The sequence below is a fragment of the Paenibacillus sp. FSL H7-0690 genome, from assembly GCF_037980415.1.
GTDB lineage: Bacteria > Bacillota > Bacilli > Paenibacillales > Paenibacillaceae > Paenibacillus_AQ > Paenibacillus_AQ odorifer.
Map to the genome: position 1 here is coordinate 6517747 of NZ_CP150281.1, position 16465 is coordinate 6534211.

General features: G+C 45.4%; 11 protein-coding genes. 4 read left to right on the forward strand and 7 right to left on the reverse strand.

Translation table 11 applies throughout. From position 1 onward, the window contains the following. Window positions 1–52 precede the first annotated feature (52 nt). Both MHI32_RS28750 and fni read right to left on the reverse strand, forming a co-directional pair. A complete protein-coding gene (locus tag MHI32_RS28750) occupies window positions 53–523 on the reverse strand; it encodes a GNAT family N-acetyltransferase (protein WP_232061473.1) in 471 nt (156 codons plus the stop codon). A gap of 36 nt (window positions 524–559) precedes the next feature. Beyond that, entirely contained in the window at window positions 560–1699 is a 1140-nt protein-coding gene (fni, locus tag MHI32_RS28755) for a type 2 isopentenyl-diphosphate Delta-isomerase (protein WP_340011517.1), read from the reverse strand. A 284-nt stretch (window positions 1700–1983) separates the two neighbouring features. Between fni and MHI32_RS28760 the strand changes: the two genes are divergently transcribed. After that, entirely contained in the window at window positions 1984–3519 is a 1536-nt protein-coding gene (locus tag MHI32_RS28760; protein ID WP_340011519.1) for a phospholipase D family protein, read from the forward strand. Window positions 3520–3570: 51 nt separating this feature from the next. On the opposite strand, the gene cls is transcribed toward MHI32_RS28760, so the two are convergent. Then, window positions 3571–5079, reverse strand: a complete 1509-nt coding sequence (cls, locus tag MHI32_RS28765) for a cardiolipin synthase (protein ID WP_076123942.1) — start codon at window positions 5077–5079, stop codon at window positions 3571–3573. 226 nt (window positions 5080–5305) lie between these two features. Between cls and MHI32_RS28770 the strand changes: the two genes are divergently transcribed. Continuing rightward, the gene (locus MHI32_RS28770) at window positions 5306–6223 is read left to right on the forward strand and encodes a TetR/AcrR family transcriptional regulator (RefSeq protein ID WP_340011521.1); all 918 of its coding nucleotides are present in this window, start codon (window positions 5306–5308) and stop codon (window positions 6221–6223) included. Between the two features lie 115 nt (window positions 6224–6338). Beyond that, a complete protein-coding gene (locus MHI32_RS28775) occupies window positions 6339–9521 on the forward strand; it encodes an efflux RND transporter permease subunit (RefSeq protein ID WP_340011523.1) in 3183 nt (1060 codons plus the stop codon). A 750-nt stretch (window positions 9522–10271) separates the two neighbouring features. Here the strand turns inward: MHI32_RS28775 and MHI32_RS28780 are convergent. Then, a complete protein-coding gene (locus tag MHI32_RS28780; protein ID WP_076123947.1) occupies window positions 10272–10964 on the reverse strand; it encodes a molecular chaperone TorD family protein in 693 nt (230 codons plus the stop codon). Window positions 10965–11380: 416 nt separating this feature from the next. Between MHI32_RS28780 and moaA the strand changes: the two genes are divergently transcribed. Next, window positions 11381–12382: a GTP 3',8-cyclase MoaA gene (gene moaA, locus MHI32_RS28785; protein ID WP_339188791.1), complete on the forward strand. Its 1002-nt coding sequence runs from the start codon at window positions 11381–11383 to the stop codon at window positions 12380–12382. A 263-nt stretch (window positions 12383–12645) separates the two neighbouring features. Here the strand turns inward: moaA and MHI32_RS28790 are convergent, their stop codons facing one another. The 3 genes from MHI32_RS28790 to MHI32_RS28800 are packed head-to-tail and all read right to left on the reverse strand — an operon-like array spanning window position 12646 to window position 16158. Beyond that, on the reverse strand, window positions 12646–13698 hold the full coding sequence (locus tag MHI32_RS28790) for a HAMP domain-containing sensor histidine kinase (RefSeq protein WP_076192343.1): 1053 nt from the start codon (window positions 13696–13698) through the stop codon (window positions 12646–12648). Further along, on the reverse strand, window positions 13695–14372 hold the full coding sequence (locus MHI32_RS28795; RefSeq protein WP_076123953.1) for a response regulator transcription factor: 678 nt from the start codon (window positions 14370–14372) through the stop codon (window positions 13695–13697). Before MHI32_RS28795 ends, MHI32_RS28790 begins: the two co-directional genes overlap by 4 nt. Continuing rightward, entirely contained in the window at window positions 14302–16158 is a 1857-nt protein-coding gene (locus MHI32_RS28800) for an ABC transporter ATP-binding protein (RefSeq protein WP_076192341.1), read from the reverse strand. Before MHI32_RS28800 ends, MHI32_RS28795 begins: the two co-directional genes overlap by 71 nt. Window positions 16159–16465: the final 307 nt, after the last annotated feature.

The window sequence follows — 16465 nt, forward strand, 5'->3', positions numbered from 1 at the left end:
TCAGTAGAACAACAAAAAAAAAGACCTCTTTCGAGGTCCTCACACTTATGGACTATAGATCTTTAGACATCGTGATGTCAGTTACGATATACCCCATTTTTTTGTATAGCTCAAATGCGCGATTGTTCTGGCCGAAGACGTGCAACCCGATTTTGGTAACATTCATCTCCCGGGCTTCTTCATCGAGTGCGATCATAGCCTGCTTGCCATAACCCTTACTCTGGAACGGTTCAAAAACATAAAAATCATAAATGAAAGCCTCGCGGCCACCACGACCTTCACTTACGTTAAACCAGATATAACCCACCTGTTCATCACTGCTTATTTCTACTATGGAATATAGATAAGCACCATCTGTGTGCAGCCCTTTTGGCAAAGAGCGTGTTATAGCTTCCTCAGACAGCTTCATCGCGATCTCTGGATCCCAAGCACCGGCGCTGATCTTATCTTCCGCATAATCCCGGGTAGCTTGACCTAAGAAAAATTGAAAGGCCGACTCATCCATATGGATCAGTTTAATCATAATCTTACTCACTTCCTCGCTTCAATATTTACCATCCTATTTACGTATTAAACGGGAAGTTCCACGTAAAGTTGCTAAATCTGGAGCGCCAATACCAAACATTGCTATTTTCAGCTCCAGTTCTACCTGTGCTAATGCAGCATCCAGCGCCTCTTCAGAATCGACAGCCGGCCCTAACAGATTGCGGCCAAAGCCTGCCAGATCAGCTCCAAGTGCCAATGCTTTCGCTGCATCCACGCCATGTTTCAGTCCGCCGCTGCCAATCAAAGCGCCCTGCGGAGAAACTGTACGCACCTCTGTGATACAATCAGCTGTTGGAGTGCCCCAATCCGCGAAAGCCTCCGCCGCTGCCCGCCGTATAGGATCTACACTGCGGAACTTCTCCACCTGACTCCAGGATGTCCCGCCTGCACCCGCAACATCAATAAAAGCCGCTCCTGCATTATAAAGACGTGCAGCTGCATCTCCATCAATGCCCCAGCCTACTTCTTTCACACCTACAGGGACTTCAAGTGCCCGGCATACCTTCTCTATCTGCGATAGCAAAGAGGCAAAACCAGTGTTCCCTTCCGGTTGAAAGACCTCTTGCAGGCCATTCAGATGTAGTACAAGAAAATCAGCACCTGCGATATCCACAGCCCGGCGACATTCCTCAATCCCAAAACCATAGGACAGCTGTACAGCACCAATATTGGCAATAACCGGAATATCAGGCGCTTGATCCCGCACATAAAAGGTTGCCGTAAGCTCAGAACGCTCCACTGCCGCCCGAACCGAACCTACACCCAGCGCCCAACCCCGACGCTGCGCAGCTGCGGCTAACCGGGCATTAATCGCTCCTGTAGCTGCACTGCCACCTGTCATCGAGCTGATGAGCAGCGGCGTACGCAGCTTACGATCCAAAAACGTAGTCTGCAATGATATATCGTCGAAATTCAGCTCTGGCAGAGCATTATGCTGAAATCTGTAATGTTCAAACCCTGTAGTCACACCGACGCCACCTACTTCCTCATTTAGGCAAAGGCGTACATGTTCAATTTTGCGTTCGCCTGTCTTCGATGTAGGCAATAAAGATCTTTTGTCAGAAGCCTCTGCAGCCGGTAGGTCCTTGCCATGATCTGCGCCAGACTGCCTAGTCGCATCATATGGCACGGCCTCTTCTGGCGTATGATTCATGCTGCGTTCCTCCTATTTCCAAACTCGATTTATTATAACATATCCCTACAGATGAATTTACAATATGAGGTTAGCGATTACAATTCTCCGGTTTCGTAATCATTAATTTCATAAACATCGTACTAATCGCTCAAACTCATTATAGCTAGCCGAATGTTATTTCATTAATGATAAGGATATTTGGGCTGCTTCATTTCGCTCCACTAGGTGTTAATAGGTTGGTAATACACCGGAGCATAACAATCACTAGGAAGTGCTCTGCAATAATTTCAGGAGGAACTTCCATGAATTCAGATCGTCAGCAACCCATTTACCCCCATAAACCTAAAGAAATAAACTACACTCCCGGTTTAACTACGAAGAAACGTTCCGGTACACGCCGCCGTACACGGGTGTTATGGGCTTTCGTCATTCTAATCCTCTGGTTAACCGGCGTAATGATTTATCAGACACACAAACCTTTACCCCGCGGCATTTCCTATGAAAGCCCTATATACAAAACGAATCATGTATCCTTCTGGCACGACCTGACCTATTCGGACGGTACAGCCACGGGCACTCAAGAGAGTCAGATTCTTTCGAGGATTCTACAAATTATCGAGGAGTCCAAAGAATTTTTGGTGATTGACCTATTCCTTTTCAATGATTATACCCATAAAGATCAGTCATTTCCTCCGGTCAGCCGAATGTTGACGGACAAGCTTATTTTACAAAAAACAACTTATCCTGAGATGGAGATCGTCTTCATTACAGATGAGGTTAATACCAATTACAACTCTGCACCCAATCATCTTCTGGAAGAATTGAAGGCTGCGGGGATTAAAGTGATTTTGATCGATGTAAATGCTCTACGCGATTCTACGCCTGCTTATTCCGCTGTCTGGCGTACCTTTATTCAATGGTTCGGCCAGTCGGGCGAAGGCCGGATTCCCAATCTTATGGCCAGCGGAGGACCGGATATTACCGCACGTTCTTATTTGAAGCTACTTAATGTGAAGGCTAACCACCGTAAGGTAGTTGTTAGTGAGAATACCGCTCTAGTCTCCTCAGGAAATATCCATGATGCCAGCGCCTATCATTCCAATATCGCTCTGGAAGTACAAGGCCCAATTATTGCTGATATTCTCCAGACGGAACAAGCCGCGGCCAATCTTTCGGATGCAGGGCCACTACTCACTTATGAGCCAGACTTCACCAAAGAGAAGGATCAGCACTCTGAAGAATCTATGGAGGTCCGCTATTTAACGGAAGGAAAGGTATATAAATATGCACGGCAAGCCCTCCAATCTGCGCATAAGGGTGACACCATTTGGATGGGTATGTTCTACCTTGCCGATGATGCCATTCTCGATGAATTGGTAGAGGCTACCCAACGAGGGGCTACGGTAAAATTGATACTGGACCCCAATCAGAACGCCTTCGGCCGTGATAAAATCGGCATTCCTAACCGTCCAGTTGCCATGAACTTGAACAAGCGCACAAACGGAGAGATCTCTATTCGCTGGTACAATACGACCAAAGAGCAATATCATCCAAAGTTGCTCTTCATTGCCAAACAGACTGGAAGTTCCATCATTCTTGGCGGTTCCACCAATTTTACGACACGCAATCTGGATGACTACAACCTGGAGAATAATCTGTGGGTATCTGTAAAACAAGATCAGCCTCTTTATATCGAGATGGAAACCTACTTCAATCGACTGTGGAATAACGAGGACCATGAGTATACTCTGCCTCTTGAAGCTTATCAGGGGGAAGTAACTTGGTTCAAGTACATTCTGTTCCGGTTGCAGACCACCTTGGGTTTAACCACTTTTTAAAGCAAAAACCACCGCAGATGAGGGATCACACCCTCTGCGGTGGTTTTTGGGTTATAGTAACGGTGACATAAGCCGAGCAGCAGATTCCAGTATACGGATCACCATACGCTTATTCATAAATTCTTCATGCTCAATTAAGCTGGTAGATAATAAATCCCGTTCAAAATCAGCAACAATACGAGCAACGCTCTCCGTCTGAATCAGTAGTGCATTCACTTCAAAGTTAAGGTGGAAGCTGCGCATATCCATATTGGCCGTGCCAATGGTCGCTATTTCACCATCAACGATAAGCAGTTTCGAGTGGATAAATCCCTTTTCATATTCATAAATCTTCACGCCAGCTTCCAGCAACGCCGGAAAATAAGAGTGTGAAGCCAGAAACGGAATCCATTTATCCGGCTTAGCCGGGAATAACAATCGCACATCTAAACCAGAAACAGCAGCTACACGCAGTGCAGTTAAGATGTCCTCATCAGGAATAAAATATGGACTGGCAATCCACACCGATTTCTCGGCAGAAGTGATCATGGAGAAGAAAATGTTTTTGAGCGCACGACGTTCGTTATCCGGCCCACTAGCAATAATCTGTACGGCACCATCACCTGTCATAAAGCGAAGCTGCGGAGTGAGATAGTCTTGCTCCAGTATTTTTTCACCCGTAGTGTGCATCCAATCTTGCAGAAAAATAATTTGCATCGTCCGTACCGCTTCGCCTCTAACCAACATATGTGTGTCACGCCAAAACCCATAAGTCTTACTGCGGCTTAAATATTCATCGCCTACATTGAGACCCCCCATGAATCCGACATCGCCGTCGATCACAACAATCTTACGGTGATTCCGGTAATTCACACGACTGGAAAAAAAGGATGTTGAATTTCCGTACGAAGCCACCTGAACCCCGGCATCACTCATTTCCTTCAAAAAAGCTTTGGAAAGCTGAAAACTGCCAACGGCATCATACATAAATCTGACTGCAACACCGGCGCGAGCTTTATCGATCAGAATTTGTTTAATGCGTGTTCCAATGTGGTCCGCCCGGAAGATGTAATACTCCATATGAATGTGATGTTTAGCTTGACGGAGCTCCAACAATAACGTACCAAACGTCTCTTCACCATTAGTGAGGATACGTGTTTCTGATGCAAAGGAAATAGGAGTACGTGCTAAAGTCTTGGATAACAGCAGCAGTTTTTGGCGCGAGGGATCAAAGACTGACCAATCTTGGTGCGTACGTAAAGCGTCATTCTCAATTCTTTCGTAGGCCATAAGGTCTCTTTGTGCCTTTTTATCATATTTACGGCGTTTGAACACATTTTGCCCAAATAGAAAATAGAAGACCAGTCCCAGCACCGGGATCAACGCAAGCAATAAGATCCATGACATTGTTGTAGAAGGATTACGGTTCTCCATAAAAATAGCCAAGCTAATCGAAATGACTGTCAGAGTGGAGAAGATACTAATAATCGTTCCCGCAGTACTCCCAAAAATGCCGAAACCAAAATAATAAAATGCTATGAATGCCCCAATGATAATTATAGATTGAAGTCCTCTTCTCATACTCTACCTACCTTCTTATTCATACAAGCAACACGAAATTGACACATTTTATATATTACATGAAGAACACATTTCTTCCTAGCAAATTACTGTTTAAAGTCTATTTACGACAAAACTGTAACCCTTCTGTTCCGATATTTGTAATGCCTGGTTGTATAGAATATAATTATTCTGACCAACTAGTCAATTATAGAACCGGGTAGTCAGAAAGGAGGTTAATCCTTTAATGAATGATAAAACTGTTGATAAGCAGGAGCAGATTATTAAGATTGCTATGCAGTTATTCGCTGTAAAAGGCTCCTCGTCCACATCCATGCAAGAGATAGCTGAATTATGCGGGATTTCGAAGGGCAGTTTATATCTGGTATTTAAATCAAAAGAAGAGCTGGAGCGCAGTATCTTCCTTTATTGTTATCGGATGATTCGGGATCCCTTGTTACGTGAAGAACAGGAAACCCGACGAACACCACGTGAGAAGCTTAGGAATCAGATAGAAATTCTGCTAAGTCATGTGTACGAATTACGCGAGTTCTTGCAGCGTCAAATTCAGGAGGTTGCGGGCAAAGGATTTGATACTGAAGTCCCGGACTGGCTGCGTAGAAACAACGCTTCCTTCTTAAGATGGTTCCAGGTAAAAATGGAGTTGCTCTACGGAAAAGACGTCGTTCCCTATACCGGAGATTTATGTATGATCGGACATGGTCTCATCAAATCTTATATTGCGGTTATTTTTCGTAAGGATACGCAGGTACCTATTGCCGATATGGCAGATCATCTAATGAATTTAATGGATATGATCGTGTCTGGCTTGCTTACTAGTAAACAGGCTCCGCTAATCAACTCTGCTACTTTAGCAAACTGGATGGCGGAGAATGAGGAGAACAAACGAAAAAATCCATTACAGCTCATTAAGGAAATGAAGACTGCGATCAGTAAACTAGATAATATAGCTTCCGAAGAAGCAGCCGATCTGCTGGAATCGCTCAACATTCTGGAAGGTGAAGTGCTTATCCCTCACCCGCGAAAAGCAATCATTCAGGGGATGCTGTCCAACCTCCAATCCTGCTCTGAGCTCACAGCAGAATTGGAAGAGCTGAGGAAGCTAATTGCCTCAATTCCGCACAATTCATGTGTATTTCGTTAATTGACTCTAAGAAGAGTTCGGTAGAGAGAAAGTCATGGATAGTGAGTATTATGATTTTTTATAATGGCGCCTTATTTCGTAAAGAAAAGGGCCGAGAGGAGCAGAAACGAAACTTATGAAAAGCTTAATTAATTTCTCGCTCAGGAACAAATTTGCCATTTGGCTTCTGACGATAATTATTGTGTTTGCCGGTTTATATAGCGGACTGACGATGAAGCAAGAAACCTTGCCTAATATTAGTATACCCTATCTTAGCGTAACAACCATTTATCCGGGGGCCGCACCAGAAGGCGTCGTTAATGATGTCAGCAAACCGTTGGAGCAAAAGCTCCGCAATGTGGATGGTGTAAAGACGATCACCTCCACTTCTCTGGAGAATGCCTCCAGCATCCAAATTGAATTCGATTATGGAACAAATCTGGATAATGCTACAGCAGCAGTGCGCGAATCACTAAATGAAGTCTCATTACCTGACAATGTGCAGAAGCCTTCCATTTCCCGCTTTAGTCTTAGCTCAATGCCTGTTGTCTCCCTCAGTCTTTCTAACGGGGATACCCAGGATCTTGAGGAACTGACCCGTATTGCTGAGAAGGATATTCGCCCGGCCCTGGAGGATGTTGAGGGTGTCGCTTCTATCCAAATCTCTGGTCAATACGTCAAAGAAGTATCACTCAAATTCAATCAAGATAAGCTCAATCAATATGGACTGACCGAAGATACCGTTAAAGGTATCATTCAAGGCTCTTCCCTCCGTGTTCCACTCGGACTATTCGAGATGGACAAGGCTCAAAAGGCAGTTGTCGTGGATGGCAACATCACTACCGTTGAGGATCTTAAAAATGTGACCATTCCGGTAATGCCATCTGGCGCTAACGCTGCTGGTGCTGGAGCTACTGGAGCTACTGGAGCTGCCGGCGTTGATGCTGGTGCTGCTAACGGAGCTGCTGGTGCTGGTGCTGGAAATGCTGCTCCTGGCGGAGCTGCAAGTATGGGACTTCCAACCGTGAAGCTCGGAGAGCTGGCCACGATTGAGGTTGTGGGCAATTCCGAATCCATCTCCCGTACAAATGGTAAAGAATCGATCGGTATTCAGATTGTCAAAGCCAATGATGCCAACACTGTTGATGTTGTAAATGGCGTTAAAGACAAAACTGAAGAATTAAAAGCACAATATAAAGGCATTGACCTTACTGTTCTACTTGACCAAGGGAAGCCCATTGAGGACTCCGTAAATACGATGTTGTCCAAAGCGGTATTTGGTGCCTTATTCGCAGTAATTATCATTTTGGTGTTCCTGCGGAATATTCGTTCGACGATTATTTCTATCATCTCTATTCCATTATCCCTGCTGATCGCAGTGCTGTGTCTGCGGCAGATGGACATTACGCTTAATATGATGACACTGGGAGCGATGACGGTCGCGATCGGGCGGGTAGTCGATGACTCGATTGTAGTCATAGAGAACATATATCGACGGCTCTCCTTATCTGGTGAGAAACTGAAGGGTAGAGAATTAATCAGTGCGGCCACACGTGAAATGTTCGTGCCTATCATGTCCTCTACAATTGTAACCATCGCGGTGTTCTTACCACTTGCTTTGGTTAGTGGTATGGTTGGTGAGCTGTTCTTGCCTTTCGCTCTAACCATGGTCTTCGCCCTGCTCGCTTCATTAGTAGTTGCGATTACCCTAGTTCCTGCAATGGCTCACTCGTTGTTCCGTAATGGATTGAAAGGTAAAAAAACTCACAGCGAGAAACCAGACAAACTTTCTGCTGGTTATCAAAAGATTCTGAACTGGTGTCTTTCTCATAAGCTCGTTACGTTTGGAGTTGCCGTTCTTCTCCTTGCAGGCAGCTTGTTCTTAATCAAACCTATTGGTGTAAGCTTTATGCCATCCCAAGAGGATAAAACCGTAATGCTTACTTATTCACCAAAGGCTGGACAACGGATTGAGGAAGTTCAAGAGCAAGGTCTGAAAGCTGAAAAATACATTTTAGCGCAGAAGCATATAGACAAAATGCAATATTCCATTGGCGGCGGAAGCCCGATGGGTATGGGTGGATCCAGCAATTCAGGACTATTTTTCATCGTTTATGATAGTGACACTCCTGATTTTGAAGCTGTTAAAGAGAAGCTTATTGAAGGTTTGACCGCAGAAGTGCCAGATGGTGTATGGGGTGACATGTCCGCTCTGATGAGTGGAGGCATGGGTGGAAGCACTCTGACCGTGAATGTATTCGGAGATGAACTGGATCAGCTGAAGCCAGTCGCGGATGAGATTGCCTCAATCGTACAGGCTGACACCACTAATTTCAAAGACGCAGAAACAAGTCTCAAGGAAGCTTACGATCAATATACGATTGTAGCGGATCAACAGAAGCTTAGCTCCCTTGGACTTACAGCCGGACAAATTGCGATGAAGCTGAGTCCAGCAGGCACACGTCCAGTGCTCACAGAAGTAGAATTGGACGGCAAGAACTACAAAGTCTATATCGAAACAGATAAAGAAACGTACAAGAGTATTAAAGAAATGGAAGAGGCTACTTTGACTTCCCCACTAGGCATCTCCGTGCCAATCGGGCAAGTCGCTAAAATTGAAAATGGCTCCTCCCCTGACTCGATTACTCGTATGGACGGTAAAATGAAGGTAGATGTTACTGCCGAAATTATTTCGAGTGACGTGAATAGCGCTTCGAACAGCGTGAAAGAAAAAATAGACGCTATGGAATTGCCTGATGGTGTAACTGTTACCTTCGGCGGTGTAACCGAGCAGATCAATGATACGTTTGGTCAATTAGGAATTGCTATGGCGGCTGCTATTGCCATCGTATACTTCGTGCTTGTGGTTACATTTGGCGGTGGATTAGCACCATTCGCTATCCTGTTCTCACTTCCTTTCACAGTGATCGGGGTACTCGTTGCCCTTCTGATCGCTGGGGAAACCTTAAACGTGTCCTCGCTCATGGGTGCGCTGATGTTGATTGGTATCGTAGTAACGAATGCGATTGTCCTTATCGACCGCGTTATTCATAAGGAAAAAGAAGGACTCACTACGCGTCAAGCCTTGCTTGAAGCAGGTGGCACACGTTTACGTCCAATCCTGATGACTGCACTTGCAACGATTGGTGCATTGCTGCCATTGGTTACTGGACTTGAAAACAGTGCTGGAATTATCTCTAAGGGGCTCGGTGTGACCGTAATCGGTGGTTTGGTCAGTTCCACGCTGCTGACACTTGTAGTAGTGCCAGTCGTGTATGAATTCCTGATGAAATTCCGCAGCAAAAAGGTAATTGATTAGAACTATGATGTGAACAAGTAAATAGGCTCAAACGAGAGGCTGTCTCCAAAGTAGTGAATTCTACTTATGAGGCAGCTTCTTTTTTTAGTAAAAGGCTGCACAGCGGATTCTTTCTTTAGCCAATAGACTGTGTGCTGTGCCAATGTTCAACGCCATTAGGGTGCGGAGTGGAGAACGGTGGATGATGTGCGTTTGTGCGTGGTGGAGGCTAATGTACCGTGAACGTTTGCGATGTGCGGTATACAGCGGGTGATCTGCGTGGGTCGTTTGGACGGCGTACATTTGTGTTTACTGCGTTCTGTGTTTGGGCGATGTGCGGAGTCGATCTTAAACTAATTAGGGAAAAACTCCCTGAAAAAAGCCAATATTCGCTCTAAATGAACGAAATTAGGGAATTCCCCCTGATAATAAGGGGGATTTCTTTAATTACCGCCGAATCAGCTATATTTTAGGGAGGTTTTCCCTAATTATTAGTCTGATGACCAGAAACTCTAGAATTTCAGGGAGAAATTGCCCAATTATTCTATCGGCGCTTGAGTTAGGCAACAATAAGGCGCTTCGGTTGGTACTTCAATTACTACTTCAGTTGGTCCTTCAGCCTCTACTTCTATCGGAGTTTAATTAGATCATTACTAGGATGCTTCCCACGGTACTTCTATTTGTGCTTCTACAGAGCTTCTATTAAAGCTTCATATCTACTTGACCAGCACGCAAAAGCCCGACCTATCAATTAGGCCGGGCTTTCTAATATTAAATGCTTGTAGCTGCACTGCTCTCCAATGAAGCTCTCCAGGAACGAAGCATTTGCAGATCAAGTGGCAGAAATTCCTCAAGCATATGTGAGAGGCCTAGATATAGCGGACTATCTGTTGCTGCATTCAGTTTCTGACAGAACTGCGGTGTCCATTGCAGTAGATGCTTTTCCAAAAAGGACTCCTGAATATCAAGCAGCTCCATAGCACTTCTTATTGAAAAGCTATTGTAAAGCATACGCTCATGCATGACTGCCATAAATTCGAGCTCAATAGCAATATGATCATCGGCTTCACCATTACACTTATTGAATACAATTCCAGCGGAGGTGTACACATCCGCAAGCACGTTACAGAAATCCTCCGAGCGTCCTAAAATCGCTGCTTCGCGCAATTTAAAAGAACTAACGGACTGTTCTTGCATAAGCCGTTTATATTCTTTGCTCTCTTTCTCGCATATCATTGGCAGCTTGTTCGGTTCCTGACTCAAATAGCGCTTCAGCTCCCGACCGCCTTCCGTCATCTCAGCCGCTACACTCATCTGGCGATTGCGGCTCCATTGAGCCACTAGAGAGAGTGATGGTTTTCTACCCAAAAAATCCACTAAAAGCTGATATATTAATCCCCGACTTTCCAACCAACGGCTAAAAGCCTCCGGAACGGTGAGCGATGGAACAGTATGTGTACTCATTTTGCAAATCCTCCTCAATGGTTTCCCGGTCACTCTCCGTCACATTACCGACGTGCGGTTTCCGGTATCCTATCTGTTTTCGCAAAAGTGAACGTTAAAACTAATCCGCACCTAGATTATATCGGATATTAAAAGCGCTTTCCGTGAGCATTCTATGTCTAAAAACTTTATTTGTCGTACTTTTGTCACACTTTCCGTTGTTCAATATGCGTTATCTTCTTATCTAGTTTGTCCAGTTTTATGTAATGAAACCCTGTCGTCCAGAACTTTGCTCATTGACGTGAAACCAAGCGATCTTTAAAATTCTAAACAAGTATAAACAACTTTGCGTTCTGTCCTATTAGGGACGTTATGCGTGTATACGAGAAAGTATAAGAGCAATTTATCAGCCAGATTTAAAGGAAGGGAGCAACGCCATGGAGCCGCTGACGGACCCTTTTGGACGTTTACACGATTACATCCGCATTTCGGTTACCGACCGCTGCAACCTGCGTTGCATCTATTGTATGCCAGCGGAAGGGATGCAATTCCAACCGCAGGACGAGATTCTGAGTTACGAGGAAATTACCGCAGTCGTTAAGTCACTAGCCCCTCTTGGATTACGTAAAGTACGACTAACTGGTGGAGAACCTCTTGTCCGCAAAGATCTGGAAAAGCTTGTTGCTATGATATCTGCGATCCCAGGTATAGAAGATATTTCGCTGACTACAAATGGTTTAATGCTTCCAGCCAAAGCAGCACAGCTAAAAGAAGCCGGTCTGTCACGGGTAAACATCAGCCTAGACTCCTTACGGCAGGATCGATTTTCTATGATTACTCGTGGCGGCGAAGTCGCCAAGGTATTAAAGGGGATCGAGGCCGCACAAGCCGCCGGACTTCAACCGATAAAGCTTAACGTTGTATTGATGAAAGGAATTAATGACGACGAAATCAAAGACTTCATCTCCCTTACGCTGGAGAGTCCTCTAAATGTACGCTTTATAGAATACATGCCGATTGGCAGTGCTACTGATGCTTGGCGCCAAACTTATCTGCCTCTGGAAAGGGTTGTAGAAGCTTGTACTGAGGCTGGTTGGGAAACGGAAGCGGCAGAAATGCCCTCCGGGAATGGCCCTTCCCAGAATCGGCGGGTTGTCGGAGCCCCTGGTACATTCGGCCTGATTCATCCGGTGAGCGAGCACTTCTGCGATAATTGCAACCGCCTGAGACTTACCGCAGATGGGCACATCAAAGCTTGCCTATATTGGGCAGATGAATACAATGTCCGCCCTTTGATAAGCGATCCTGCTGCTGTGCAGGCCTTATTCCGGAAAGCGCTGGGCAACAAACCCCATAATCATGAAATGGCCTTAGCTCTGGAGAAAAAAGCACAGAGCCACACGCCGACAGCTCGGCGCATGTCTCAAATTGGTGGATAAACGTCCATCCCGGTATTATAGTTCCTCTTTTAATTGCATAAATACAAAAAACGCCGCTTTCCCACTGAACGATCTGGGAAAGCGGCGTTGTGCTTAAAGCTTAGCGATGAGCTATTCAATCACTATTAGAGAGATAGAGCTTCGAGCAGCTTAGAAATAGTCGCCGCCGCCTCGGCTCTTGTAGCCTTTTTCTCAGGACGGAAGGTATTGTCTTCGAATCCACCCAGAATACCGGCTTCAGCTGTTTTTCACATACAGCAAGTTTATTTCATTCGTACTGGCAAGCTCACCTTGAACGCTGTCCCATCCCCCGGGCGACTATTTGCAGTTACCTTACCTTCATGCAGCTCAACGATTTTTTTAACCAATGACAGACCTAGTCCACTACCGCCACCACTTGCGGTTCTAGCTTTATCTGCCTTATAGAAACGCTCGAAGATCCGAGGCAGATCTTCCTCCGAGATGCCAATCCCACTATCTTGAATCTCCACCTCTACCTGCTCATCGACCATGCGAAGGCTAATATGGATGCAACCGTTCTGCGGAGTAAACTTGATACTGTTATGCAGCAGATTAGTCCAAACCTGACTCATTAAATCTTTTACAGCAGATACATTCACTTCTTCCAGTTCAGCCTCTACCTCTATTTTTTTCTCCAACCACTGTGGTTCAGAAGCCAGAATCGTATCTCTAAGCTGCTTATCCAGGCGGTAAATCTGATTTTCAAACGGAAAATTGCCCGATTCAAGCGCGGACAGCTTCAATAAATTATCACTGAGCCCAGATACGCGGGTACTCTCAGCCACTATAATATTAAGGTAGTGCCTCCTGCTCTTCACACTCAGAGTTTCATCCTGCAGCGCAAGAGCAAACCCCCGAATAGAGGTTAGCGGAGATTGAATTTCATGCGATACATTAGAGATAAAATCCTGACGCATGGTCTCCATCTGGCTCAGTTCGCTGGCCATTACGTTGATACTCTCTACAATCTCACCGAAATCACCGTAGTCCTTTGTATTATCCAGTACCACATTGAAATCACCCTTAGCAATCCGCCCTAAACCTTCGATAATTGATTTATAAAAAACACGTTCCCAGCCCCGGAATAACTTGGAGGTTACCAATGCCATCAAAAACAAAATCACAATTCCGACCATCACGCCGATTAACTGGGTCAAATACTCCGAAGAGGGGCGTCCAACCCTGCCATATATCCAGTTCATCAAGAAATAAGCTGCACTCCAGCTAATCCCAACACCACCGAAGTAAATAAAAGTCATCCCAATCCGCTTAAGAAGCTCCTTAAACCGGTTCATGCCTCTGCCTCCAGCCGATAGCCTAATCCGCGGATGGTGCGAATAACAAACCCGTATTTATCAGGAGCGAACCGTTCGCGCAAACGGTTGATATGCACATCGAGCGTCCGCTCATTCCCTTCAAAATCATAACCCCATATCTCTTCGATTAGCCTGTCTCTAGTCAATGTCTGCCCCGGATAGCTGCCCAGCTTAAATAACAGCTCAAATTCCTTAAGTGGCAAAGTGACTTCTCCATACGCTGAGGATACCTCGTAGGTTTTACGATTCATTCGCAGCCGGCCAATCCCCACACTTTGTGCAGCAGAGATTTGGTAACGTTTGAGCAGCGCCTTTACTCGCGCAATAAGCACCACTGGCTCAAAGGGTTTGACGAGATAGTCATCACTTCCCAGCTCAAAGCCCTTCACAATTTGTGAGGTCTCTCCCTTAGCCGTCAGCATCAATATCGGAAAATCATAGGTTTGGCGCATCTTCCGGCACAGCTCCCAGCCATCCAAATTGGGCATCATCACATCAATAATGGCTAAGTCTATGTTATGGCTCTCCAGAATCTGAAGAGCCTCCAGTCCATCAGAAGCTCCATAGATGTCATCCATCCCCTCAGCTCTCAGAAATACTTCTACCAATTCGCGGATGTGCGGATCGTCGTCCGCTACTAGTATTTTTGTCATGTATCACTGGAGCCTCCTCTTTATTGTCTTGAATCTCAAGGTTATTCATCTGCAGCTGCTGGGTGGCAAATTCACGATATAGCTCATGGTTTTCCAGCAGTTCTTCATGTCTTCCCATCCCGGTAATCTGGCCCTTTTCCATAAAAATAATCTGCTCAGCATTTACAACAGTAGCCAAACGGTGCGCAATTACAATCGTAGTCCGGCCCTTCATCAAATTGGACAGTGCCTTCTGCACTACGGCCTCTGATTGGCTATCCAGACTGGAGGTCGCCTCATCAAGCATAAGAATCTTTGGATTCCGCAGCAGCGCTCTAGCAATAGCAATCCGTTGCCGCTGTCCACCCGAGAGCTTCACACCTCTCTCACCGACATCCGTATTATATCCTTCAGGAAGCTCATCGATAAAGCCATCTGCATAAGCCATTGCTGCTGCTGCGCGCATCTCCTCCATGCTAACGTCTCGATCCAATCCATAGGTTAAATTCTCAGCAATCGTACCTGCCAACAATGGGCTTTCCTGTGAGACGTACCCGATCAGTTTCCGCCATGAGCGTAATGAGAAGGTTGACACTGGTTTATCGCCTAGCTTAACCATACCTTTCTGAGGCTCATAGAATCGTTCGAGCAGTGAAAATAATGTAGTCTTGCCTCCCCCGCTCGGTCCAACAATAGCCGTCACCTGACCCGGAAGCATCCGGAAGCTTACATCGGTTAGCACATTCTCACCATTTTTATATCCAAAGCTTAGATCTTCTACCGAGATAGGACCCTCTGCACCGTTCGCCTCTTCCTGGCCCTCATATACCTCCTCTTCTGCTGCCAGGGTTTCAATAATGCGCTCTGATGCCCCTTTAGCTTTCTGAATCTGTGTAAAGAACGTGGTCAATTGAGTAAGCGGCATAATAATCTGAATAAGATACAGGATAAAGGCTACCAGCTCTCCAGCTGTCAAAGCACCGGATGATACCTGCATTCCGCCATAACCGATAATGACCACAAGTAACATCATAAAGACAAAAGAGACCAGTGGGCTGATCATAGCGCTGATTTTGCCTTCACGAATACCAAAGGAGAGCAGGTTCATAATTCCGGTTTTGCCTGCTTCGTACTCTTTTTTCTCTGCACCCGAGGATTTCACCAGACGGATCTCTGACAATACACCACTAAGTGTGGCGGTAAAAGAAGCTGTTTCGTCCTGCATGCCTTTGGAGATTTTGTACATCTGCCGTCCAAGTGGCACCAAAATCAACGCAGATAGTGGAAGAACGGTGAACAGAACAAGGGTCATCTTCCAGTTTAAAAATAACAGCACAGCAATGGAGCCCACAATGGAAATCACTCCGGTAAATAAGCTGGCCAGATGTTCAGAGATCAGCGTTTTGATGATCCCTGTATCATTCGTCATCCGGCTGACGCTTTCTCCTGTCCGATTATCATTGTAATAAGCTACTGGCAACACTAAAAATTTACGCCATAACCGGTCACGAAGACCTGCAACCATCTTCTGGCCTACATAATTCAGCAGATAGATAGAGATTCCCCCGGCGATCGTCTGCGCGATAAAAGCACCCGCTATGCCTGCAATTTGCAGCTTGCTGACAGAAGCCAAAGAAAAGCCATCCACCAGATTTTTGGTAAACATTGGGATCACCAGACTAACCAATGTCGAGATCATGCTTAGTGCAATGGCTATTGCCAATAAGCCGTATGAAGGCTTGGTTTCTTTTAATAATGTGAGGAATGGCTTCAGCGCCGTTTTCCCCTTAGCTTCGGATTTTTTCATGCAAAAACTCCCCTTTTCTTGGTGAATCTGCGAGAAGAATGTATCTTCTCTGTTTCGCTTAACCCCATCCTAGCCCTGAATTGTAAACTGAAGTTAAACCCATTGATTCTCTTTTATACAAACGTAGATAGGATAATCCTCAGGCATATTCCTAATAAGGAGGAGCGAACTCTTAACATTTCTACCACCTGCAAACTTGTTATATGCGTTTTTTGTCACTTAGCGGATCAAATTTAAATAAACGTTAAAAAAATGTAAAAAAGTAAAAAAGGAAGTTTGTATCCCTTTTCAACACGTGTTACAGTGA

What these genes read in the sequence shown, in the direction of transcription:
- MHI32_RS28750 (WP_232061473.1), bottom strand. Translation starts at nt 523, where the DNA reads ATGATTAAACTGATCCATATGGATGAGTCGGCCTTTCAATTTTTCTTA.
- fni (WP_340011517.1), bottom strand. Translation starts at nt 1,699, where the DNA reads ATGAATCATACGCCAGAAGAGGCCGTGCCATATGATGCGACTAGGCAG.
- MHI32_RS28760 (WP_340011519.1), top strand. Translation starts at nt 1,984, where the DNA reads ATGAATTCAGATCGTCAGCAACCCATTTACCCCCATAAACCTAAAGAA.
- cls (WP_076123942.1), bottom strand. Translation starts at nt 5,079, where the DNA reads ATGAGAAGAGGACTTCAATCTATAATTATCATTGGGGCATTCATAGCA.
- MHI32_RS28770 (WP_340011521.1), top strand. Translation starts at nt 5,306, where the DNA reads ATGAATGATAAAACTGTTGATAAGCAGGAGCAGATTATTAAGATTGCT.
- MHI32_RS28775 (WP_340011523.1), top strand. Translation starts at nt 6,339, where the DNA reads ATGAAAAGCTTAATTAATTTCTCGCTCAGGAACAAATTTGCCATTTGG.
- MHI32_RS28780 (WP_076123947.1), bottom strand. Translation starts at nt 10,964, where the DNA reads ATGAGTACACATACTGTTCCATCGCTCACCGTTCCGGAGGCTTTTAGC.
- moaA (WP_339188791.1), top strand. Translation starts at nt 11,381, where the DNA reads ATGGAGCCGCTGACGGACCCTTTTGGACGTTTACACGATTACATCCGC.
- MHI32_RS28790 (WP_076192343.1), bottom strand. Translation starts at nt 13,698, where the DNA reads ATGAACCGGTTTAAGGAGCTTCTTAAGCGGATTGGGATGACTTTTATT.
- MHI32_RS28795 (WP_076123953.1), bottom strand. Translation starts at nt 14,372, where the DNA reads ATGACAAAAATACTAGTAGCGGACGACGATCCGCACATCCGCGAATTG.
- MHI32_RS28800 (WP_076192341.1), bottom strand. Translation starts at nt 16,158, where the DNA reads ATGAAAAAATCCGAAGCTAAGGGGAAAACGGCGCTGAAGCCATTCCTC.